The following is a 21,019-nucleotide window of genomic DNA, read 5'->3' on the forward strand; positions in this document are numbered from 1 at the left end:
TAAGTGACTACTTCGACGCTAGCGCAACCGGTACATCCAGTCACTCTCGTTCTTGCGTACGTCGTCAAGCAATTGCTGCGGACTGCGGCCAGAAACTTCCTTGCAGTCTCTCACTAGATGAGATTGGTCAGCAAACCCCTGATCAAGCGCATGCTCTGCCCAATTCAGCGAATCACCCTGCGCCAGTTTTTCCAGCAGCGCGTCATGACTGCGCTTGGCACGCCACAACCTCGACAAAGTCAGCAAGGGCAAACCCGCCTCACGCCTGACACGCCTTTGCACCTGCCTGTCTCCCAGACCCAGCAAAATACCGGCCATTTGCAGGCTCAGCCTTTGACGCAGTTTGCGCAAACGCGACCAGGGACTATGTATCTTTGCACCAGCTTGCGCCGAAATAAAGGTTTCAATCAGTTCCTGCCTGGCTTCATGTGTGTCAGCGACAGCAACGGCCTGCAATAGTTGCCGGGCATCCGTGCCGGGCAATAAGGTCGCATCAACAAACTGATCCTGCAAGACGGTCAGGTCCAGGCCAAACAGAGCATGGAAAGCATCGGCAAAAAAAACCGCCATAAAGCTATGCCGTTCACCGATATTCATCGATACCCCATGCCTGCTCTGGCAACCACTAATAAACATACGTGGCAGGCGCTGATCACATGCCTTACCCTGGTGTTCAATCAAACGGCTTTCACCTTCCAGCATCCAGGTGATGCAGCAAAACGGCGTTGCCGGAAAGCGGTTCATGCTATCAGCCGCTTTCAAGTCACAACCACGCGTATCCCGCACCACATACATCAACACCTGCTCACGACAGTTTTCACCAGCGGGCATGATATGTATTTGCGGGAGTGGCCTGATCAGTGTCTGTGTCATGGGATGAATTATGCCGCCCTGGATTTTGTCCGTATTGAAGGTTTACGACATTTTCCAGATTTATTGTCCGCTCACATTATGCCTGAACGCAGATTGCTGTTTTACCCAAACCCATTACATCCAGTTTTTCAGCAACTTATCATTCAGACAAATAAAAGCATTACCATTCTCAAAAAACTGCTGCAAGGAAAATATCATCAGGACAAAAATGTCGCTCTCAGATAGTAACAAAATCAATTCCAGCCATGCTGTTGCTGTTGCTGTTGCTGTTGCTGTTGCTGTTGCTGTTGCTGTTGCCGTTGCCGTTGCCGTTGCCGTTGCCGTTGCCGTTGCCGTTGCCGTTGCCGTTGCCGTTGCCGTTGCCGTTGCCGTTGCCGTTGCCGTTGCCGTTGCCGTTGCCGTTGCCGTTGCCGTTGCCGTTGCTTCTGGATTTTGACGTTGTTTTTGACTTACCCCCGCTGGGGACGTAGCAATTTGTGCGTCACAGAAAATGGATAAGAAAGTTTTGCTGTCTGAGCCGAAGGCGAGTTTCGAAACTTTCCCATTTTTTGTGACGCACAAATTGTGCTGAAGCATAGCGCAAGCACCCGAAGGGCAAGTCTGCGGTCGCCTTTCTTTGATTCCTTTCTTTGGCGAAGCAAAGAAAGGAATTCGGCCGCCGGGCCGAGACCCGGCCTGGTCGTACGAAGGGCAATTCAAGAAAATACTTCTTTTGAATGCCCAGTGTTGGGCTGATGAAACGCAGTTCAGCGAAACCCGGACCAACCTCCGATACTGTGAATCAAAGTAACTATGTCAAGCCCCAGAAAAACTGTTACTTTTTAACATCAGACCCCAATGAAAGAACCAATATTCGTATAAAATCGCCAAGCCAAATTGCAAGTACGACAAGTACTCATGGCAAAAATAACCGGCTATTTCCATCCTTACCAAACATCCATGCGAATAATCTCGACATTCCTATTTGTTCTATCCGTCTTTTCTTCGGCCATCGCTTCAGCGCAAACCCTAGAAGGTAATAACAAATTCACCCCACCCGCACATCGTGTCACATTCGATTATCACAGTGCGTTCCTGATGAACCTGCACCACTTTCTGCTGGATGTTTCGATACAAAAGAGATCGCTGGATGAATTACCCTGGGATCACGTTCCCAGTGCCACCGAGCTAAATGAATTAAAAGCAGCCGTCAGTTTTTATCAATCCAATTACGCCCAGCGTGATGTCATGTTTGATGACACCATGCAAAGCATCAAGCATGGCCTGAGTGTCGACGATCAACGCCGTGATGCCACCGGTCTCGCCATTCCGGCACCGCTCATCGTGATACTTAACCGTGTTGCCCCTGCATATGCGCGCTGCATATGGGCGTCCCAGGATAAAAGTAACCAGGCCTGGATCAGCCAGGCCAAGCAGCTTGATACAAAATATGGGGCGGAGATACAGGCGGGCATAGAAAAATACCTGGCTCATGCTTTTCCTGTCACGCCAATACGTAATGATGTCGTCGTACTGACTGGCACACGGCAAGGTGCGTATACCGATGAACAAATCATCATGCCCAGCGGGCGGGCAGATTACCAGGGTCTGGCAGCACTGGAAATGTTGTATCACGAAGCATCACATACCACTGTCACCGATACCATCGTCGCTGCCATTGATAGCAGGATGAAGGTAACCCATCATAAAGGCGAGTCTGACCTGTGGCATGTGCTGCAATTTTTTACCGTGGGCAAGCTGACTGAAGATGTGCTCAAAGAGCGTGGTAATCTTGATTACCAGCCGTATGCACTGAAGAACGGCCTATACCAAAGGGCATGGCCAGAATATATCGCGGTGATTGACAATACCTGGATTCCCTACATGGAAAACCAGATGAACTTCCAGCAAGCGATAGAGCGTGCAGTCGAACAAATTCCTACCGAAGCAAAATAAGCTGCCTGCCATAAGGCTCGTGTCTGCATATCTTTGACAGAAGGGATGCAGACACTGTTCGAAGCAAGCTTTGCTAGTGAGCGTCCTTCTTTTCTTCTACAGGCTTGAACTGTCCCATCACATCGCGCTTGCCTCTGTCCAGATAAGGAACCGGCTTGTCCATCCATTCGGGACGCGGACTGCCCAGCAGATAATGATCAAAGAACTCTGCCATGTGCACGGTATAGAATTTCATATTGTCACGTTCTTTCAAACCGTGTTTTTCACCATTGAAATTAAACCAGTAGGCTTCCTTGCCTAACTGGCGCAAGGCGGTGAAAAATTCTATGGCCTGATACCAGGGCACGGCATCGTCGTCATCATTGTGTATGGTCAGGTACGGTGTCTGCACTTTATCGACAAAGAAAATCGGTGAATTTTCTATGTACTCGGCAGTCTTGTTCCAAGGTGCCCCGCCGATACGGCTCTGCTGTTTTTCATACTGGAAGGCACGGCTCATGCCGGTACCCCAGCGTATGCCGCCATAACCGCTGATCATGTTGGCCATTGATGCACCGGCCTCGGCAGCACGGAACATATTGGTCTGCGTGAGTAAATAATTGATCTGGTATGCCCCCCAGCTATGACCCTGTATGCCAACACGTTTTGGATCGACATAGCCTTGCGCCAATACCTTTTGGATTGCAGGTATGACGGTGTTATAGGCGCTCTTGCCAGGGTGACCGGTTTTATAGACGATGTCCGGGCGCAGCACAATGTACCCATTACTCAGGTAACGCGTCACATTGATGTTCTGGCCTGGCGCTGGCGGGACATAGCGATGCAGGTTTTCAGACATATTTTCATATATGTAGACCATCATCGGATATTTTTTCGATGGATCAAAATTTTCTGGTTTCGCCAGCAAGGCTTTCAGTTTCTTGCCGTCGGCACTGGTATATTCGATCAGCTCTTGCTTGCCCCAGTTATATTGCGCCTGCTGAGGATTGGCAGCACTGATTTTCTGCGGTGTCTGCAAGTTCAGGTTACTGGCCCACAGGTCTGGGAATTCAGTAAAGCTTTGCTGCGTAAACAACACGGTGTCTGCTTTCTTGGCCTTGATCAGACCCGATATCAGTTTGTCGGCATGGATAAGTTTTTGTGGTTCACCACCCTTGGGATTTTGCTGGTAATAACCCGTAGAGCGATTGCCTTCGTTGGTAGCAGCCAGTATCCATGATTCAAGCGGCAAGGCTTTGGCTTCTGCAACAGGTGATGGTTCTTCCTGAGGTGGTTTTTTCTCATTATCGAGAGCAACATAACGCAGTTCAAGCTGGTGCTTGCGACCATAACCGGCGGTGAGATTATGGCTCACCTGCGTGGCCGGATTCACTTCCCACAGATCGAACTGGTCATATAACACCACACTGGCATCGTCTTCCGTCCAGCCAGCGAAACCATAAGCATCCTTGACTTCAGGCGTATCGCGTTTGGCATCTTCAAAGCGTGCCTTGATTTTTCCGGTCAGATTGATCTTGCTGCCATCTGCCGTCGCCCAGGCAAACCAGGTACTGATACTCGCGTCGAAAGCCAATACATATTTACCGCCTGGTGACAGGCTGGGTACATAGCGCAGTTTCTGTGCGACCAGGCGTGCCTGACCGGTCTGCAAATCAACAGCATAGGCATCGTGATAGAGCGCATCCCAGGATTGCAACATCTTGTAGGGCACATCACTGGCACCCATGCCAAAGCGTGGATTATCGTTGACCAGCACATTCGGTATGGCCCTAGTGGCAAGTTGCACAAAGCGCTGGTCAGCGATATGGAACACGGCTTTATAGCTGCGCTGCTTTTCTTTTTCTGCCTTCACTTTTTGCATGGATTGCAGTTCAGGATCTTTCCAGTGCCACAGGTCAACCTTGAAGGGTTCAGGTGCATCCTTGGGTTCAGGCCTGGGCAATTCTGCTGTGCCAAAGAACAGGCGTTGGCCATCCTTGCTAAAGCTCAGACTTGCATGCTCGCTAGGCAGCCAGCCTGCTGGCAAGCCTGCCGTATCAGATGTGACTATAGCCCTGGCTTCATTGTCACCAGTACGCCACATATACAGATTGAAAGCGGTAATTTCTTTATCTGATTTCTCAGTGTCAGTATTTTTCTTTGAAGTTTTTTCAGCTTCAGCCCGTTTCTTCGCCAGGTCATCACGGTTGCTGACAAAGGCCAGTTGCTTGCCTGCCTCGTCAAAATGCAAGTGCTTGTAGCTGCCTATGCCAGCCATCAAGACCCTTGCGGTCGTATCCTGCGGGCTGATCAGGTAGACGCCTTCGCGTGCAGAATCAATTGTTTTTTCTGGTGTCTTGGCTACATCCTTGCTGGCTTCCTTCGCAGACTCTTTGGCTGAATCTTTTGCTGAGTCTTTCGACACTTCTTTCGCACCTAGGCTGAAAGCCAGCAACTCACCATTTTTTGCCCAGGCGTAATCGGTGACTTCCTTGTAACCATGCCGCTTGCCATTGCTGACATCTATCAGGAAAAATTCCGTGCCTGTGTCTTTTTTCTTGGCAGAGGCACCTGCGCCTGCGGCCGCCTGCTGGTCATCGTCATCCTTGCTGGCAGCTTCGGCTTCTTTCTTGCCGTCTTTCTTCGGGTCTTTCGGTGCTTCCAGCAAGACGGCGAGGAAGTTACCGCCTTCTTCCGGCCAGGAAAAACGCTTTACCCTGTCAATAATCTCGAACTTGCCGGTCGCCAGATCCATGATACCCAGCCCTGACTTGGGCAGGTCATCCCCCTTTTTCTTGTCTTTTTTTGCCTTGTCTATTTCCACGCGCGTAGGCTGGATTGCAAATGCCAGGTAGCGGCCATCCGCACTGAAGACTGGTGCTGTGCCACGCGGGGCGCGCCACTCCCTGGCCTCCTTGATATTCGTTACAACAACTTCGCCATCTGACTCCTGCCCTACCAGCGCATAGGCTGCCCATTGACCATCTCGGCTTAATACACTGCCTTGTATGCTGCGCCAGTTTGCATAAACATCATGGGTAATCACTTTTTTGGCAGAGACAGGAATCGCGCTGCTGGCCGCTTCTGCCTGCAAGGCTGTCGCATGCGCTGCCGGTGACCAGGTGCCAGCCAGCAAACCCAGCAATAAAGCTGCCGCACATAAGCTGCGCGCAGGAGAATGGGCGATAGGGAATTGGAAAGGGTGGGAAGGAAGCAAAATAGTCACCTGATGGCCTTTGTTTTTATTTGTATATCTTCGAAACCTCTGCTTAAGTTGCTGCGCGACGCTTAGCGAGGCTTAATCAGAGTTTCCTTTTATGTGTACCGGTGCCGCGAAGGGCAGGACAGAATATTGCTGCAATAAAACAAATTTCGCAGCAATTTTTTTGTTTTTATTTGTAGCGCTGATTAACCGCGAGCAAAAGCTGGTCAGGATTGCAACTGCAAAGTCTTGATCACATGCATTTCGCCTTTTTCACCCGCACCCGCACCGCTGGTTTTGATTTCTTTTCTGACAACGATCAGACGGTCGCCAGTCACGCTATACACCAGGTCTTCATCATTTTTGGTCTCAAAGCTGATAACCACGAAAGCACGCCCTGAAATAGACTGACGCATGCGGCTGGCCAGCGGCGTGCCGTCAGCGGCGATCCAGATATCAAGGGTATTTTCAAATTTCTTGACATACTTGCGTTCCTTTTCTGTCAGCTTTTCCACGGGTGTTTCAAAGCTCAGCAACCGTGCAGGTTTGCCATTATAGGTATCTGCCTTTTCGGTTTTGAATACCGCTCTTTCCAGCAAGCGTGTCAGGTTGGCAGCAGCAAATATCATGGGACGCAATTCAGAGGCATTGACTTCGCGTATGGCTGCAATGGTCGGCGTCTTCGCCTTGGCATCTTTTTCCTTGGCACGCTCTTCGGTTTCCAGCCGCGCCAGCACATCCTTGCCATAAGAAAGCTGTAAGCCGCGTGGGCTGTCATCAATGGCGATACTGACCTGCCCTGTCTGCTCTTCCATTTCCTTGCCCTCACCCTGACGATTCGTGGTTTTCGCCTCCACCACCGCCCGGACAGTGGCCTGCCCCTGCAAACGCCCTAGAGCCGCCCGCATATCCGCCACCCCATCCGCCCGCGCTACACCACCGCACAGGCCCAGCAAACAAACCATCCCGAGCAACAAGTTATTTTTAACAGTCATTGTGTCCTCAATAATTTAACAGCAACAGAATCAATCGCGCCCGACTGTGACCAATTCAAAGACGAAGAGTTCAGATCAAAATACCCATTGCAAGTAAGGAGTGAGTACCTGGTCAGTGCGGCGAAGAAGCGCAATCGTATTTGGAACGACGAGCATCGCAGACTCAAAATCGCGACGCACAGTAGCTTAATCACCTTACACAAATAAGCATTGAGAAAGCGTAGCGAGCGCTGTCAGTTTGGGCTAAGAAGCGCAATCGTACTTGAGTACGATGAGCACCGCAGCCTCAAAACAGGAGTAAACAGCTGCCCAAATCAAATCACGGTAACGCCAGTAAGGGGTGAGTAAGCGTAGCGAGCGACGCTAGTTTGAGTTAAGAAGCGCAGTCGTACTTGAGTACGACGAGCATCGCAGACTCAAAATCGCGACGCGCAGTAGCTTAATCACCTTACACAAATAAGCATTGAAAAAGCGTAGCGAGCGCTGTCAGTTTGGGCTAAGAAGCGCAATCGTACTTGAGTACGATGAGCATCGCAGGCCCAAAATGACTGCGCGCAGTAGCTTTATCGATGCTTATTTAAGAGCCATTCGCGATAGACGAGAAGCGCCACCTGCGCATCATTCGCCGCATACATGATCTGCCGCTCATTCAGTTGCGCTGCCGCCCAGTTCGACGTCGAGGTCTTCTTGGATTTTTGCAGGTTCATGCCAAAGAATTTGGCCACTGCCGCTTTCGCCCCCATGTCACGCTGTTTGCTCTCGCGCATGACACGTGCGAGGTCCAGCACATTTTGCGGGGCAATATTCAGTTTGCTGTGCAGACGTTTCAAATCATCACTGAGGCCGAAGCCAACCTTCAATATCTGTCTGGATTCCAGCAGGGCGCGCACCGCATCGGTGTTGGTCGCCTTGAGCACGGGGAATAAATACGCGCCCGTATCGGTGGCCAGCTGTATGAGGTGCGGGCCGTCAGATTGCTGGCCTTTGAAGAACACTGGCTTGGATTCAGTATCAAAACCTAGGATGTCGGCATTGCACATTGCTGCATACGCGGCATCTGCTTCTGTCGTGGTCTGTACCAGAAAGACATTTTTGGCTTGTATGCCGGGATAATTAGGGAGAGGAATGGCCTGATCTTCTGTCATGTCAGCATGATAAGGGAAATGCGGTGTGACAGGCTCAAATTGCAGGCACTGCACAAGAAAATGATTAAAACAATATCGATATCAATAATAAATAAGCAATCAATCCAGAAATAATTGCATAAATATTAGCATTCACACAGGCGGCCCGGAAAATAAGGCCGCATGTTTTTCCATCAGGGCGCTCAGCCATTCGACGAATACCCTGACCCGCGGCGACAGTTGCCGGTGATGTGGGTAGAGCAGCGATAAAGGCATGGGCGGTGGGCGCATGTCGGCCAGCACTTCATGCATGGTACCCGCGGCCAGTTGTGCAGCCACGTGAAAATGGGGCAACTGTACCAGACCATAGCCTGCTGCTGCGCTGGCGGCATAAGCGTCAGCATCATTGACGGCAACCAGGCTTTTCATGGGCAATAGCTGTAATTTGCCGTCAACCATGAATTCAAAATCCATATTGCGCCCGGTGTGTGAGGCAAAATAATTGACGGCCAGATGTTGTTTCAGGTCTGCCAGGTTTTGCGGCACGCCAAAGCGTTCAAGATAGCTGGTGCTGGCGCAGGTGATTTGCATCATGTTGGCGACGCGGCGTGCAATCATGCTGGAATCACGCAATTCCCCACCACGCAAGACACAGTCAATCCCCTCACGTACCAGGTCGACGAGACGGTCACCCATGCCAATTTCCAGCTCTATCAAGGGGTATCTGGTAGAAAATTCGGGCAAGGCCGGGATCACGAAACTTTTACCCATGGAGCCCTGCAAATTCAGCCTGAGCTTGCCACGCGGATTGATGAGGCTGTGGCTGAATGCTGATTCGGTTTCTTCGAGGTCGGCCAAGAGACGCAGGCAACGCTGGTAATAGGCATCACCATCTGCCGTCGTACTGACCTGGCGGGTGGTTCTCTGCAACAGGCGCGTACCCAGATGCGCTTCGAGTTGCTTGATGCTCAACGTCACACTGGCCCTGGGCATTTGCAGATGTTCAGCAGCACGGCTGAAACTGCCTTGTTCGACGATGCTGACAAATATTTGCATGGCCTGAAATTTATCCATATCACCTCTATGCACAATACTATTGTTTAGATTTATTGAGCAGTGTTGGCAATTCTACCTACTTTATTCATAAATTCATTATATCTACAATACGTCTCAGCTGCTGCAATCTCGCTGGCAGGCATGAATAGCACTCAATGGAGAATTTGCAATGAACAAGATAGAAACACGTCAATTGGGAAATACAGGCCCACAAGTATCCGCCATAGGCCTGGGTTGCATGGGTATGTCGGACCTGTACGGCCCGGCAGATCGCGGGGAAAGCATTGCCACTATCCATGCCGCGCTGGACGCGGGTATCAACCTGCTTGATACCGGTGATTTTTATGGCATGGGCCATAATGAATTACTGATACAGGAAGCCCTGCAAAACCTGCCACGTGAACAAGTGAAAATCAGCGTCAAGTTTGGTGCCTTGCGTGACCCGCAGGGCAACTGGATGGGCATGGACGGCAGGCCCGCCGCTGTGAAGAACGCACTGGCCTACACCTTGAAGCGCCTGGGTACGGATCATGTCGATGTGTATCGCCTGGCCCGTGTCGACCCACAAGTGCCGGTGGAAGAAACGGTAGGCGCGATAGCCGATATGATAAAGGCCGGCCACGTGCGCCACATCGGTTTATCGGAAGTGGGTGCCACGACTTTGCGACGTGCTGCGGCAGTGCATGCCATCAGTGATCTGCAAATTGAATATTCATTGTTTTCACGCGGCATCGAACAGGAGATACTGCCAGTCTGCCGCGAACTGGGCATAGGCATAACTGCCTATGGCGTCTTGTCACGCGGCCTGTTGAGCGGACACTGGAACCAGCAACGAAACACAGGCGCACGTGATTTCCGCTCGGTCAGCCCACGCTTCCAGGGAGATAACCTGGACCGTAACCTGGCACTGGTTGAGGCTTTGCGTCAGGTTGCTGATGGCAAGGGTATCAGTGTGGCGCAGGCTGCTATTGCCTGGGTACTGGCGCAAGGCCAGGACATCGTGCCCCTGATCGGTGCACGCCGCCGTGATCGTCTCAGCGAGGCATTAGCCGCACTGGATATCAGGCTGGGTGCAGCAGATTTGCAGGCAATTCAACAGGCCGTACCCGCCGAAGCAGTTGCCGGTACACGCTACAACGAACATGCGATGGCCTCACTTGACAGCGAAAATCTGAGCCACGCATAAGTAAAAACTGGGCAGATGTAGTCGTACTGTTTCAGTCTTCAGCAGAGGATGGGACAGGTACATCAGCCTTGCCCGCATCGGCCTTCAAGGGGTCGATGCGGCGGCGTCGTGGTCTGCCGGTCGCTGCGGCTTCAATGATCAATGCCTGCCCGTCCGGCAGCGAGACCGCCAGTTTTTCGATGCCATCATGTCTGAAATGATAGACGGTCGCCGTCCCGATTGCCGCAGATTTTTCCAGCGTTGCCTGCATCAGCAATTCTGGCAATTCCGTGACCTTGCCTGCACGCCAGAGCAGCTTATTCATTGCGAAGCTCACGGAACCGTGCAGTAAAACCCGGCACATCCAAGGGGCGGCCAAAATAATAGCCCTGTACCTGGGTACATCCCATTTTGCGCAAGAGGTCGGCCTGCTCTTTTCTTTCCACACCTTCAGCGACGACGTTCAACCCCAGGCTGATCGCCATGGCGATAATAGCACTGGCTATCGCGGCATCATCCGGGTTTTCATGGATGTCGTTGATGAAGGATTTGTCTATCTTCAGTTCATCAATAGGGAAACGCCGCAGGTAAGACAGGCTGGAATAACCCGTGCCAAAATCATCAAGCGAAATTGACAGCCCCAGGTTTTTCAAAGCACGCAAGGCGACCAGGTTACTGTTTACGTCTTGCATGACCATGCTTTCAGTCAACTCCAGCGTAACCATGCGCGGGTCAGCGCCCGTCTCGGCAAAAATGGCCGCCACGCGGTCAGATAAATCTTCCTGCCTGAACTGGCGTGGTGACATATTGATGGCAATCTTCAGATCTGTCATGCCAGCTTTTTGCCAGCTTACCTGCTGGCGACAAGCCTCCGCCATGACCCATTCACCAAGCGGCAGGATCAGCCCTGTTTCTTCCGCCAGAGGGATGAATTCTATCGGGTGTATCAGGCCGATTTGCGGATGATGCCAGCGCACCAGCGCTTCAGCCCCAACGATGCGGCCACTGCCCAATTCTATCTTGGGCTGATAGTGCAGCGTAAATTCATGCCGCTCCAGCCCGCGCCGCATGGCACCTTCCATATTCAGGCGGCTGATCGCCGTCACCCCCATCTCAGGCACGAACTGGCGCACGCTGTTGCGCCCATGCTCCTTGACGCGATACATGGCAATGTCGGCATAGCGCAATAATATCTCGCCATGGTCACCATCGCGCGGGTACAGTGAAATGCCTATACTGGCAGTGACAAACACATCATGCCCGTCAATTTCAAAGGGCCGGGCCAGCGCACCCAGTATTTTTTCTGCCACCACATCGACGTCACCGGTTTCTGGCAAATCTGTCAGGATGATGACGAATTCATCGCCACCCAAACGGGCAACGGTATCCGTTTCGCGCACGCAATGCGTGAGCCTTTGGGCAACCTGCTTGAGCATGGCATCACCCGCACCATGACCGGATGCATCATTGATCAGCTTGAAATGATCAAGGTCCAGCAACATCAGGCCCACTGATAAATTCTGGCGCTTGGCCCACGCGATCGCCTGGGTGATGCGGTCATTGAGGAGGTTGCGGTTGGCAAGACCGGTCAGGCTGTCGTGGGTTGCCTGGTATTCGAGTTCTTTCTGGTAATTGACACGTTCGCTGACATCATTGATGACGCTGACAAAATGCGTGGTGGCGGCACCGCTGGCATCCTTGACTGGCGAGATATGCAATTCATTCCAGAATTGCGTGCCGTCCTTGCGGTAATTGCGCAACAAGGCACAACCCGGACGTTTTTCACGCAAGGCTGTGCGGATTTCTTCCAGATCAGGCTGTGCCAGGTCTTCCCTGACGAGAAAGCGGCCTTCACGACCTATCACTTCCTGCGCACTGTAACCGGTGATTCTCTCAAAAGCCGGGTTCACATAGACGATGGGATGGTCGCTGTCATCACTGCGGGTAATCATGATGCCATTGCTGCTCGATACCAGCGCCTGTTCACGCAATAGCAGGGCCTGTTCAACTTCTTTCAACTGGAACTTACTGTCAGTGATATCTTGCTTGATGGCGACCAGGTGGGTGATGTGGCCATCTACATTGCACAGAGGGCTGACGATCTGCCTTTCCCAATATGTGCTGCCGTCCTTGCGGTGACTGAGCACTTCGCCCTGCCAGTGTTCACCCACTTTCAGGGCAAGAATCACACGCATGACTTTTTCATCGGCAGGGTCACCGGAATTCCAGAAAATATGCTGCCCCAGGACTTCTGCCTGGGTATAACCAGAGATGCGGCAAAAACTGTCATTGCAATATTCAAGCTCACCGCCTGCATTCGTGATGACCACGGCAAAACTGCTCTGCTGCACTGACAGTGCCAGCATTTCTACATTGTCTTGCAGGTCATGGTGTTCATGCGTGGTACTGAGGGAATGAATGGCTTGCGCCAGTTCTATCGCAAAACGGCTTAATATGGCATGTGCTTCACTGCCTTCATGCAGGGGAAAGCTGGCGCCGACACGCAAATGCGCCAGTGAATAACCAAAGCGTTGCAGCGGCAAACTGAGGTACTGCGCCTTGCTGTCGGTAGGTAAATCATTGCGAAAACGATAAATCTCAGATTTATCGCCCAGATCCAGTTCGACTTCGGCGCAGTTGTACCCCGCCCGTTGTACCAGGATGCGGCAAAAGCCGCGCAACATCTCTGGCAAATCATCGGCGTACCACAGGCAGTGTGATAGTTCGCCCAGCAAGAGGTACCATGCCTCAAGCCTGTGCGACTCGGCATCCAGTGTGTCGTTTGATTCCTGGTTCAGTTCGTCGATAGCCATGTCGTATGCGGTCCCCTGTTCAGCACGCTATTATTTTTGGCAAGTGGATTTTTATACCCTGTACAAACACTATTTGCAACAAAAACCGCCCGTAGTGATGCGCTGCTGATGGTTTTCGTGGGGTTTCATTGAAATTTCTCAAAACCCGGACAAACACCCCGACAAAACCTGGATAAAAATGTCAGCTCATTGCAATTAAGTCATGCGTACAAACTAATTTCCCTTTTTCTCACCAAACCTGTCAGCCAGTTGGGCCTGCAAGCTGTGATTTCCAGAAGTTTCAACCGGGATTTTTCCTGCAAGCCTGCTCCAGTTTGGTGAGTGGCGTTCAACACTCAGGAAAATCGTGTCGAATTAACAAAACAAGCGCAAGCAAATTCGCCTGTACAAGGGAAAAGCCGTTAAAATCTAAGGTTTGGCAAACTTTATCCATCGCTTCTTCAAAGAAGTGACAAAGGCAGACAGCACGATGCTCACATTTCAACAAATCATTCTGACATTACAAGATTACTGGGACAAACAAGGCTGCGCCCTGTTGCAGCCTTACGATATGGAAGTGGGTGCGGGTACTTCGCATACTGGTACCTTTTTGCGCGCCATCGGGCCAGAGCCTTGGCGTGCCGCCTATGTGCAACCTTCGCGCCGCCCAAAAGATGGCCGTTATGGTGAAAACCCGAACCGTCTGCAACACTATTATCAATATCAGGTGGTGTTGAAGCCCGCGCCTGAAAATATCCTGGATCTGTACCTGGGTTCCCTGACAGCCCTGGGCCTGGATTTGCAGCAGAATGACGTGCGCTTTGTCGAAGACGACTGGGAAAACCCGACGCTGGGTGCCTGGGGTCTGGGCTGGGAAGTCTGGCTCAACGGCATGGAAGTCACGCAGTTCACTTATTTCCAGCAGGTAGGTGGCCTGGATTGCAAACCTATCCTCGGTGAAATCACCTATGGCCTGGAGCGTCTGGCCATGTACCTGCAAGGTGTAGATAATATCTATGACCTGGTCTGGACCGAGCGGGAAGAAAACGGCCAGAAAATACGTCTGTCCTACGGCGATGTATTCCATCAGAATGAAGTTGAACAATCGACGTTCAGCTTTGAATACTCGAACACCGAGTTCCTGTTTTCGCTGTTCACCAATTACGAGGCAGAAGCCAAGCGCCTGCTGGAAGTGACAGAAAAATCCCTGGCACTGCCGGCTTACGAAATGATATTGAAAGCCGCGCATACCTTTAACCTGCTCGATGCCCGCGGTGCAATCTCGGTAACGGAAAGAGCCGCATACATAGGCCGCATCCGCAACCTGTCGCGCGCGGTGGCCGCAGCTTACTATGCGTCGCGTGAAGCACTGGGCTTTCCCATGTGCGCTGCCGATGACAAACACAAGCCAGCCGCCTGATTGTTGTTACCGGATGCCTGGGCATCCCGTCGCTGCTGAATATTTAAACAGATTCCGGCACACTGCCAGAACGTAGGAAAAGAAACATGAGCCAAACACTGTTAGTCGAATTATTTACTGAAGAACTGCCGCCGAAGGCATTGGCCAAACTGGGCGATGCATTTACTGCCGGCATCCTGGCGGGCCTGAAGTCACGCGATTTTCTCGAAGCTGATGCCGTTGCCACCAGTTATGCATCGCCACGCCGTCTGGCTGTCAGCATCAGCAAGGTGCGCACGACTTCGCCAGACAAACTGTTGCGTGAAAAAGTATTGCCGGTGTCCGTAGCGATTGATGCCAACGGTAATGCCACTGCACCGCTGGCAAAAAAACTGGCTGCACTGGGCTTTCCCGATTTGCAGGTCAGTGATCTGGAACGCGCTGCCGATGGCAAGGCCGAAAGCTTCTTTTACAGCCACACTGCCCCAGGTTCTGCGCTGGCACCGGCATTACAGACGGCGCTGGAAGAAGCGATCAGCAAATTGCCTATCCCGAAAGTTATGAGTTATCAGCGCCCGGATGGCGAGACTGTGCATTTTGTGCGCCCTGTACACAAGATCATCGCCTTGCATGGTACGGATATCGTGCCACTGGCCTTGCTGGGTTTGCATAGCGACCGCATCACACTGGGTCACCGCTTTTTATCGACTGGTGAAGTCAGTATTGCCCATGCAGATGACTATGCTGCGCGTCTGAAAGACGAAGGCAAGGTGATCGCCGGTTTCAATGAACGTAAAGAACAGATACGCGCTGCGCTGCTGGGCAAGGCTGGTACTGATCAGGTTTTGATGCCTGAGTCCCTGCTCGATGAAGTGACCGCGCTGGTGGAATGGCCTGTCGTCTATGAATGCAATTTCGAACAGGAGTTTTTGGCTGTACCGCAGGAATGCCTGATTCTGACCATGCAGACAAACCAGAAATACTTTGCGCTGACCGATGCCAATGGCAAATTGCGTTCACGCTTCCTGATCGTATCGAATCTGGAAACTGCTGACCCGCAGCACATCATCCAGGGTAATGAGCGCGTCGTGCGCCCGCGTCTTTCCGATGCAAAATTCTTTTTCGAACAAGACAAGAAGAAAACACTGGAATCACGCCTGCCGCTGCTGGCAAACGTCGTCTACCACAATAAGCTGGGCAGCCAGGCCGAACGTACACAACGCGTCACCGCTCTGGCAGGCAAGATCGCTGCGGCCCTGCATGCCGATGTGGCACTGGCAGAACGCGCCGCCTTGCTGGCCAAGACTGATCTGCTGACTGATATGGTTGGTGAGTTCCCTGAACTGCAAGGCATCATGGGTACTTATTATGCGCAACATGATGGCGAGCACGCTGATGTCGCCGCTGCCGCATCTGAACATTACCAGCCACGTTTTGCTGGCGACAGCCTGCCTGCCACCGTGACCGGCACGGCTGTTGCCCTGGCAGATAAACTGGAAACGCTGGTCGGTATCTGGGGCATAGGTTTGCAACCTACCGGTGACCGCGATCCTTTCGCCTTGCGACGCCATGCCTTGGGTATCTTGCGCATGCTGGTAGAAAAACGCCTGAGCCTGTCGCTCAGCAGTTTGCTGGCGCAGACAGTCGCACTGTTTGCAGGCAATGCCAATTTCAAGGACCCATCGGCAGAAGTATTGACGTTCCTGCTGGAGCGTTTGCGTGGTCAGTTGCGCGACAAGGGTTTTTCGCCAAATGAAGTCGAAGCCGTCGTCGCCCAGAACCCAGACACGCTCGATAACATCGTTGAACGCCTGCAAGCTGTGCAAGCCTTTGCAGCATTGCCAGAGTCAGAATCCCTGGCAGCTGCCAACAAGCGTATTACCAATATCCTCAAAAAAGCCGAAGGCACCCCCGGCGCGGTACAGGCTGCTCTGTTGCAGGAAGCGGCTGAACAGGCGCTGGCAAAAGCGATGGCAGATGTCAAACCACAGGTGGATGTGGCATTTGCTCAAGGTGACTTTAGCAGCGCGCTGAAAACACTGGCAGCCTTACGCACTGAAGTGGATACTTTCTTCAATGATGTCATGGTCAATGCAGAAGACCCGGCTTTGCGCAATAACCGCCTGGCCTTGCTGGCCAGCCTGCATGCCATGATGAACCAGGTAGCAGATATTTCCAAACTGGCTGCCTGAGTGATAAGCTTGACAGACATGGCAATCAGGCATGGTCATAATATGCTGACGCAATTGAGCGCATTGAAGGAATCAAGATAAGGAATGCAGATGAAACTCATCATCCTCGACCGCGATGGTGTCATCAACCAGGATTCTGACGACTTTATCAAGTCGCCCGATGAATGGAAGCCGATACCGGGTTCGCTGCAAGCCATTGCCCGCCTGAACCAGGCGGGTTATTGCGTGGTGGTTGCCACCAATCAGTCTGGCGTTGACCGCAAACTGTTTGACATGGCGACCCTGAATGCCATCCACCAGAAAATGCATACTGCGGCCCAGCAAGTCGGGGCCAGTATTGATGCGGTTTTTTTCTGTCCGCACATGGCAGATGAAAATTGCGATTGCCGCAAGCCCAAGCCAGGCATGTTGCAGGAAATCGCCCGCCGCTATGACATCAACCTCAAGGGCGTCAATTGTGTCGGTGACTCTCTTCGTGATTTGCAGTCGGGCTTTATCGTCGGCTGCCTGCCGCATCTGGTATTGACCGGCAAAGGCAGCAAGACCCATGAAAAAGGGGGCTTGCCACCAGGTACCCAGGTCTATCCTGACCTGGCAGCCATGGTCGAAAAATTACTGGAAAATTCCTCGTCTGAATTTAACATCGCGATCTGACACCGGATCAGTTTCGCAAGCACTGGAGATTTCATGCTTCGTTTCACCCTTTTTGTACGCTCGATGATCTTTTTGCTGGTGATGGCGATTTTCACCGTCATCTGGGCACCCATCAGCATGCTGTTTGCATTTCTGCCTTACAACCAGCGCTACTATATTACGGCACGCTGGAATGTCTTCATCATCTGGGCAGCCAAGGTCATTTGCGGTATCCGCTATCAAACCCGGGGGTTTGAAAACTTTCCCGATGGCCCGGCGATTCTGTTATCGAAACACCAGTCAGCCTGGGAAACCATTTTCCTGTTGATGGCAACACCACGCCCACTGGTGTTCGTGTTTAAAAAAGAGATCACCTACATCCCTTTCTTTGGTTGGGCGATTTCGATGTTGCGCATGATCCCGATAGACCGCAGCAAAGGCAAGGATGCCTTTGCACACGTCGTCACGCAAGGCCGCAAGCGCCTGGCTGACGGACAATGGATCATCATGTTCCCGGAAGGCACACGTATTGCCGTCGGTAAAAAGGGCCAATATAAAGGCGGCGGCGCACGTCTGGCAGTAGAAACCAATACACCGGTCGTTCCTGTTGCATTGAATTCCGGCGAATGCTGGCCAAAAAATTCTTTCATCAAACTGCCTGGAACAGTCACAGTCTCGGTTGGCAAACCCATTGCCCCCGATGGCATGAATGCGGTTGAACTGATGCAGGAAGTGGAGAAATGGATAGAAGCTGAAATGCGCGTGATTTCACCGGCGGTGTATCAGTCAGAAGAAAAGAACTAAAAAGTCAGCGTCAACCAGGCTGCGATTCAAGTATCCAGCAGGTCTTCACATTCAGCCGGATGTGCCATATAGCTATCTAGCCAGTCATACACCCGCCTGGCTTTGCGATCAAGTTCTGATCCAAAGCCATGCGTGGCCAGCAAGGCAATCCCATTTGTTTTATCCAATACGCCTGGCAGCAGTTGCAAATGCTGCTCGTCTACAAGTCGGGTGACGCAGTACGGTTGCAGACAGGTATTGAGCAAGGGTGCAAGTGCCAGGTTGTGAGAAGAGACTATGACCATTTGTGTCTGGCACAAGGTGTGCAGAACGGCTGCTGCTGCCGAGACTGATTCCAGGTGATTGGTACCGCGAAAGATTTCATCAATGATGAACAGGGCATCGTGACCCTGCCTGGAAAATTCCAATAATTCTTTTGCACGTCGCAGCTCAGACAGGTACAGGCTTTCGCCGCCCATCAGTGAATCTTCACTTTGCATGCTGGCATAAACCTGCAACGCCGGTAGCGCGGCGGTGCGGGCATAGCAAAACCCAAAGGCACGTGCAGTAATCAGGTTCAGACCTACGGTACGCAGCAAGGTACTTTTACCTATGCCGTTCTGGCCTGAGATAAAAGCGCCTTTACCATCAAGCGCCATGTTCAAGGGTATTGATTTTTCCAGCAAGGGATGAACAACCTGCTCCATCTTCAACTGTTTTTTGGCCGCTGGTGTTGCCCAGCAATACTGCGCCTGCCCTTGCAAATGACGCGCGATGGCCAGGTCAGTTTCCAGGCTGGCGACAAGTAAAAAGGCTTCGCGTAAAAATTCCAGATTGTCGCGGACGACAGTGCTACTTTTAAAATAATGTCTTACATTGTCGAGCATGAGCCAGTCTGCATAATCACGCAAAGCCGGTTGCAACGTCACATTACTGCGCCGTATGCCGCGAATGACTTTATTGGCTTGCTGACGCCCTGCTTTACAAATCGCCGCCTCTGAATGTTCAACGCCACCCAGGGAATTAAAAGTGATTAACAGCATTTGCAGCGCCTGCATTTTTCTTGCCCAGTCGGCCGCCACTTCATGGTAATGCATTTGTATCAGCATCAATACGATCCAGACAAGCAATACACCTGTCCATAAATACGCACTGACGGCGAAGGCAAGCCCGATCAGGGACAACATCAAGAGCGGAAGCATGCGCAATACCCAATCACCCCTTTCTGGATTTTTCCTCGGTACGGGAACATCACCGGCAAACAGCGTTGCACTGATTTCTGTATCGACCTGGCGCAGCAAATGGCATTGCTGCGTCAGGCTTTGCTGTAAAGCTGTGTCCTGCAGCAAAGCAGCGATACGGGAAGGCGAATCATTGCTGCCCGCGCCTGCGCGTAAACGCTTATGCACCAGTTGTTGCGCAAAAATACTGCTGCCCCTGGTCAGGCTCGCCGCGTAGTCATCAAGCAGCAAATCTGCCGCTGTCTGTTCGTCTGTGACTGGTGTGTCTTCTGCAAGGGTACTGCGGTAAAGCTGGGCAATATCGCTGAGAGCAAAAGGAAAGTCTAGTGGGGCCCTCCCCACCAGGGGCGACAGTATCACCAGTCTTGCAATGAAACGACGCCAGATTTTCTGCAAGATATTCAAGTGAAACATGCTGGAATTTTTTCCGGTTGATTCAGCCGCATGGGGCACGCTGGCTATTGCAGGCAAAGGTGTAGGCAATTAGATGAAAAACAAGATGGCGTAAATTTTTTTGCGTTTCATCAATGCCAAATACACCATGAGAAAAGCAGTTTTCAGGCACAAAAACACGAACTGCCAGAAATAGGTCAAACTACTCAAAATAAGCAAGCAAAAAAATTTAAAAATGATCTATTCATTGATGCGATTTGGAAGTGCCTGGCTTGTTATCTCCCCTGATTTTGGACTCAAGATTTTTAAGTTGAAATGAAACCAAGTATTCCCTCTATTGGCAAAGCGATACAACTGGCATTGCAACTAGATTTATTCAGCGACTTTCTGGTGCCGGACCGTTTGCGGTCTACGCCATCTGTACCAAAACTGCCACCACAGGCTGACAAGAAGCAGCCGGATACGGCCTTGCCTGTTACGCCGGTAAGCTCTACATCTGTACCGCCATCGACCTTTGTCAACACCAGCAACAAGCGCAGGATATTAATCAACGACTATCTGCTTGAATACGATTTGCAACGCTCGAAACGTCGCAGCATAGGTTTTTTGATCAATGAAGATGGCTTGCGCATCACCGCACCACGCTGGGTCACGATTGCGGATATTGAACAGGCCATACGCGAGAAACAGGCCTGGATCTTGCGCAAGCTGACAGAAAGGCGCGAACGCACGCAACGCCAGCTGGAACCAAAGATGCAGTGGAAAGATGGCGCCAAACTGCCCTTCATGGGTGGCGAAGTGACCTTGCGTATTGCACCCGCATCTGTTTCTGGCACACATTTCCAGGCTGACGAAAATATGCTGGTCATTAACCTGCCTGTAGATGCAGGTGAACAGCAATTGAAAGACCGTGTGCAGGCCTGGTTGCAGCAGGAAGCCAGGCGGGTATTCAACGAACGCCTGCCTGTCTTCGCTGAAAAACTGAATGTGCGGTATCACAGCATGGCCTTGTCGGCTGCGGCCACACGCTGGGGTTCTTGCACCTCACAAGGGAAGATACGTCTGAACTGGCGGCTCATCCACTTTTCGCCAATGATCATCGACTATGTGATTGCCCATGAACTTGCGCATCTGCGTGAGATGAACCACAGCCCACGTTTCTGGGCAACGGTGCAATCGGTGTTTCCTGATTTTGAATTGGCGCGCAATAAATTGAAACAGCATGCGAGTGCCGATTTGCCGGCATTCTGATGCTGC

The 21,019-nt window shown here is 51.7% G+C and carries 16 protein-coding genes; 8 read left to right on the forward strand and 8 right to left on the reverse strand.

Features of this window, described 5'->3' with window-relative positions:
* Positions 1 to 18: 18 nt before the first annotated feature.
* Positions 19 to 873: a helix-turn-helix domain-containing protein gene (locus tag ACO0LH_RS16080; RefSeq protein WP_422942129.1), complete on the reverse strand. Its 855-nt coding sequence runs from the start codon at positions 871 to 873 to the stop codon at positions 19 to 21.
* A 208-nt stretch (positions 874 to 1,081) separates the two neighbouring features.
* Between ACO0LH_RS16080 and ACO0LH_RS16085 the strand changes: the two genes are divergently transcribed.
* Entirely contained in the window at positions 1,082 to 1,309 is a 228-nt protein-coding gene (locus tag ACO0LH_RS16085; RefSeq protein ID WP_422942130.1) for a hypothetical protein, read from the forward strand.
* A 641-nt stretch (positions 1,310 to 1,950) separates the two neighbouring features.
* Positions 1,951 to 2,808: a hypothetical protein gene (locus ACO0LH_RS16090; RefSeq protein ID WP_422942131.1), complete on the forward strand. Its 858-nt coding sequence runs from the start codon at positions 1,951 to 1,953 to the stop codon at positions 2,806 to 2,808.
* 73 nt (positions 2,809 to 2,881) lie between these two features.
* Here the strand turns inward: ACO0LH_RS16090 and ACO0LH_RS16095 are convergent, their stop codons facing one another.
* The 4 genes from ACO0LH_RS16095 to ACO0LH_RS16110 form a co-directional block, all read right to left on the reverse strand.
* A complete protein-coding gene (locus ACO0LH_RS16095; protein WP_422942132.1) occupies positions 2,882 to 6,013 on the reverse strand; it encodes a prolyl oligopeptidase family serine peptidase in 3,132 nt (1,043 codons plus the stop codon).
* A gap of 203 nt (positions 6,014 to 6,216) precedes the next feature.
* Entirely contained in the window at positions 6,217 to 6,984 is a 768-nt protein-coding gene (locus ACO0LH_RS16100; RefSeq protein WP_422942133.1) for a hypothetical protein, read from the reverse strand.
* A gap of 563 nt (positions 6,985 to 7,547) precedes the next feature.
* Positions 7,548 to 8,129 carry a 3'-5' exonuclease gene (locus ACO0LH_RS16105; RefSeq protein WP_422942134.1) on the reverse strand — a complete coding sequence of 194 codons (582 nt, stop codon included), beginning with the start codon at positions 8,127 to 8,129 and terminating at the stop codon, positions 7,548 to 7,550.
* Positions 8,130 to 8,261: 132 nt separating this feature from the next.
* The gene (locus ACO0LH_RS16110) at positions 8,262 to 9,182 is read right to left on the reverse strand and encodes a LysR family transcriptional regulator (RefSeq protein WP_422942135.1); all 921 of its coding nucleotides are present in this window, start codon (positions 9,180 to 9,182) and stop codon (positions 8,262 to 8,264) included.
* A 160-nt stretch (positions 9,183 to 9,342) separates the two neighbouring features.
* Between ACO0LH_RS16110 and ACO0LH_RS16115 the strand changes: the two genes are divergently transcribed.
* Positions 9,343 to 10,350, forward strand: a complete 1,008-nt coding sequence (locus tag ACO0LH_RS16115; RefSeq protein WP_422942252.1) for an aldo/keto reductase — start codon at positions 9,343 to 9,345, stop codon at positions 10,348 to 10,350.
* A gap of 31 nt (positions 10,351 to 10,381) precedes the next feature.
* Here ACO0LH_RS16115 and ACO0LH_RS16120 read toward each other — a convergent pair whose 3' ends face one another.
* Both ACO0LH_RS16120 and ACO0LH_RS16125 read right to left on the reverse strand, forming a co-directional pair.
* On the reverse strand, positions 10,382 to 10,654 hold the full coding sequence (locus ACO0LH_RS16120) for a hypothetical protein (RefSeq protein WP_422942136.1): 273 nt from the start codon (positions 10,652 to 10,654) through the stop codon (positions 10,382 to 10,384).
* Complete coding sequence (locus ACO0LH_RS16125) at positions 10,647 to 13,142, reverse strand: EAL domain-containing protein (protein WP_422942137.1); 2,496 nt, start codon at positions 13,140 to 13,142, stop codon at positions 10,647 to 10,649. Before ACO0LH_RS16125 ends, ACO0LH_RS16120 begins: the two co-directional genes overlap by 8 nt.
* 469 nt (positions 13,143 to 13,611) lie before the next feature.
* Here ACO0LH_RS16125 and glyQ point away from each other — a divergent pair, with 469 nt between their 5' ends.
* The 4 genes from glyQ to ACO0LH_RS16145 all read left to right on the forward strand — a co-directional run bounded on the left by glyQ (position 13,612) and on the right by ACO0LH_RS16145 (position 18,149).
* Entirely contained in the window at positions 13,612 to 14,541 is a 930-nt protein-coding gene (gene glyQ / locus ACO0LH_RS16130) for a glycine--tRNA ligase subunit alpha (protein WP_422942138.1), read from the forward strand.
* A gap of 86 nt (positions 14,542 to 14,627) precedes the next feature.
* Positions 14,628 to 16,712 (forward strand): glycine--tRNA ligase subunit beta, encoded by a 2,085-nt coding sequence (glyS, locus tag ACO0LH_RS16135; RefSeq protein WP_422942139.1) that lies wholly within the window; start codon positions 14,628 to 14,630, stop codon positions 16,710 to 16,712.
* A gap of 90 nt (positions 16,713 to 16,802) precedes the next feature.
* The gene (gene gmhB / locus ACO0LH_RS16140) at positions 16,803 to 17,366 is read left to right on the forward strand and encodes a D-glycero-beta-D-manno-heptose 1,7-bisphosphate 7-phosphatase (protein ID WP_422942140.1); all 564 of its coding nucleotides are present in this window, start codon (positions 16,803 to 16,805) and stop codon (positions 17,364 to 17,366) included.
* Between the two features lie 33 nt (positions 17,367 to 17,399).
* Positions 17,400 to 18,149 carry a lysophospholipid acyltransferase family protein gene (locus tag ACO0LH_RS16145; RefSeq protein WP_422942141.1) on the forward strand — a complete coding sequence of 250 codons (750 nt, stop codon included), beginning with the start codon at positions 17,400 to 17,402 and terminating at the stop codon, positions 18,147 to 18,149.
* A gap of 26 nt (positions 18,150 to 18,175) precedes the next feature.
* Here ACO0LH_RS16145 and ACO0LH_RS16150 read toward each other — a convergent pair whose 3' ends face one another.
* On the reverse strand, positions 18,176 to 19,783 hold the full coding sequence (locus ACO0LH_RS16150) for a MutS-related protein (protein ID WP_422942142.1): 1,608 nt from the start codon (positions 19,781 to 19,783) through the stop codon (positions 18,176 to 18,178).
* Positions 19,784 to 20,077: 294 nt separating this feature from the next.
* On the opposite strand from ACO0LH_RS16150, the gene ACO0LH_RS16155 reads away from it, so the two are divergent.
* On the forward strand, positions 20,078 to 21,013 hold the full coding sequence (locus ACO0LH_RS16155; RefSeq protein ID WP_422942143.1) for a M48 family metallopeptidase: 936 nt from the start codon (positions 20,078 to 20,080) through the stop codon (positions 21,011 to 21,013).
* Positions 21,014 to 21,019: the final 6 nt, after the last annotated feature.

This window comes from Undibacterium sp. TJN19 (assembly GCF_049339485.1).
Taxonomy (GTDB): domain Bacteria; phylum Pseudomonadota; class Gammaproteobacteria; order Burkholderiales; family Burkholderiaceae_D; genus Undibacterium.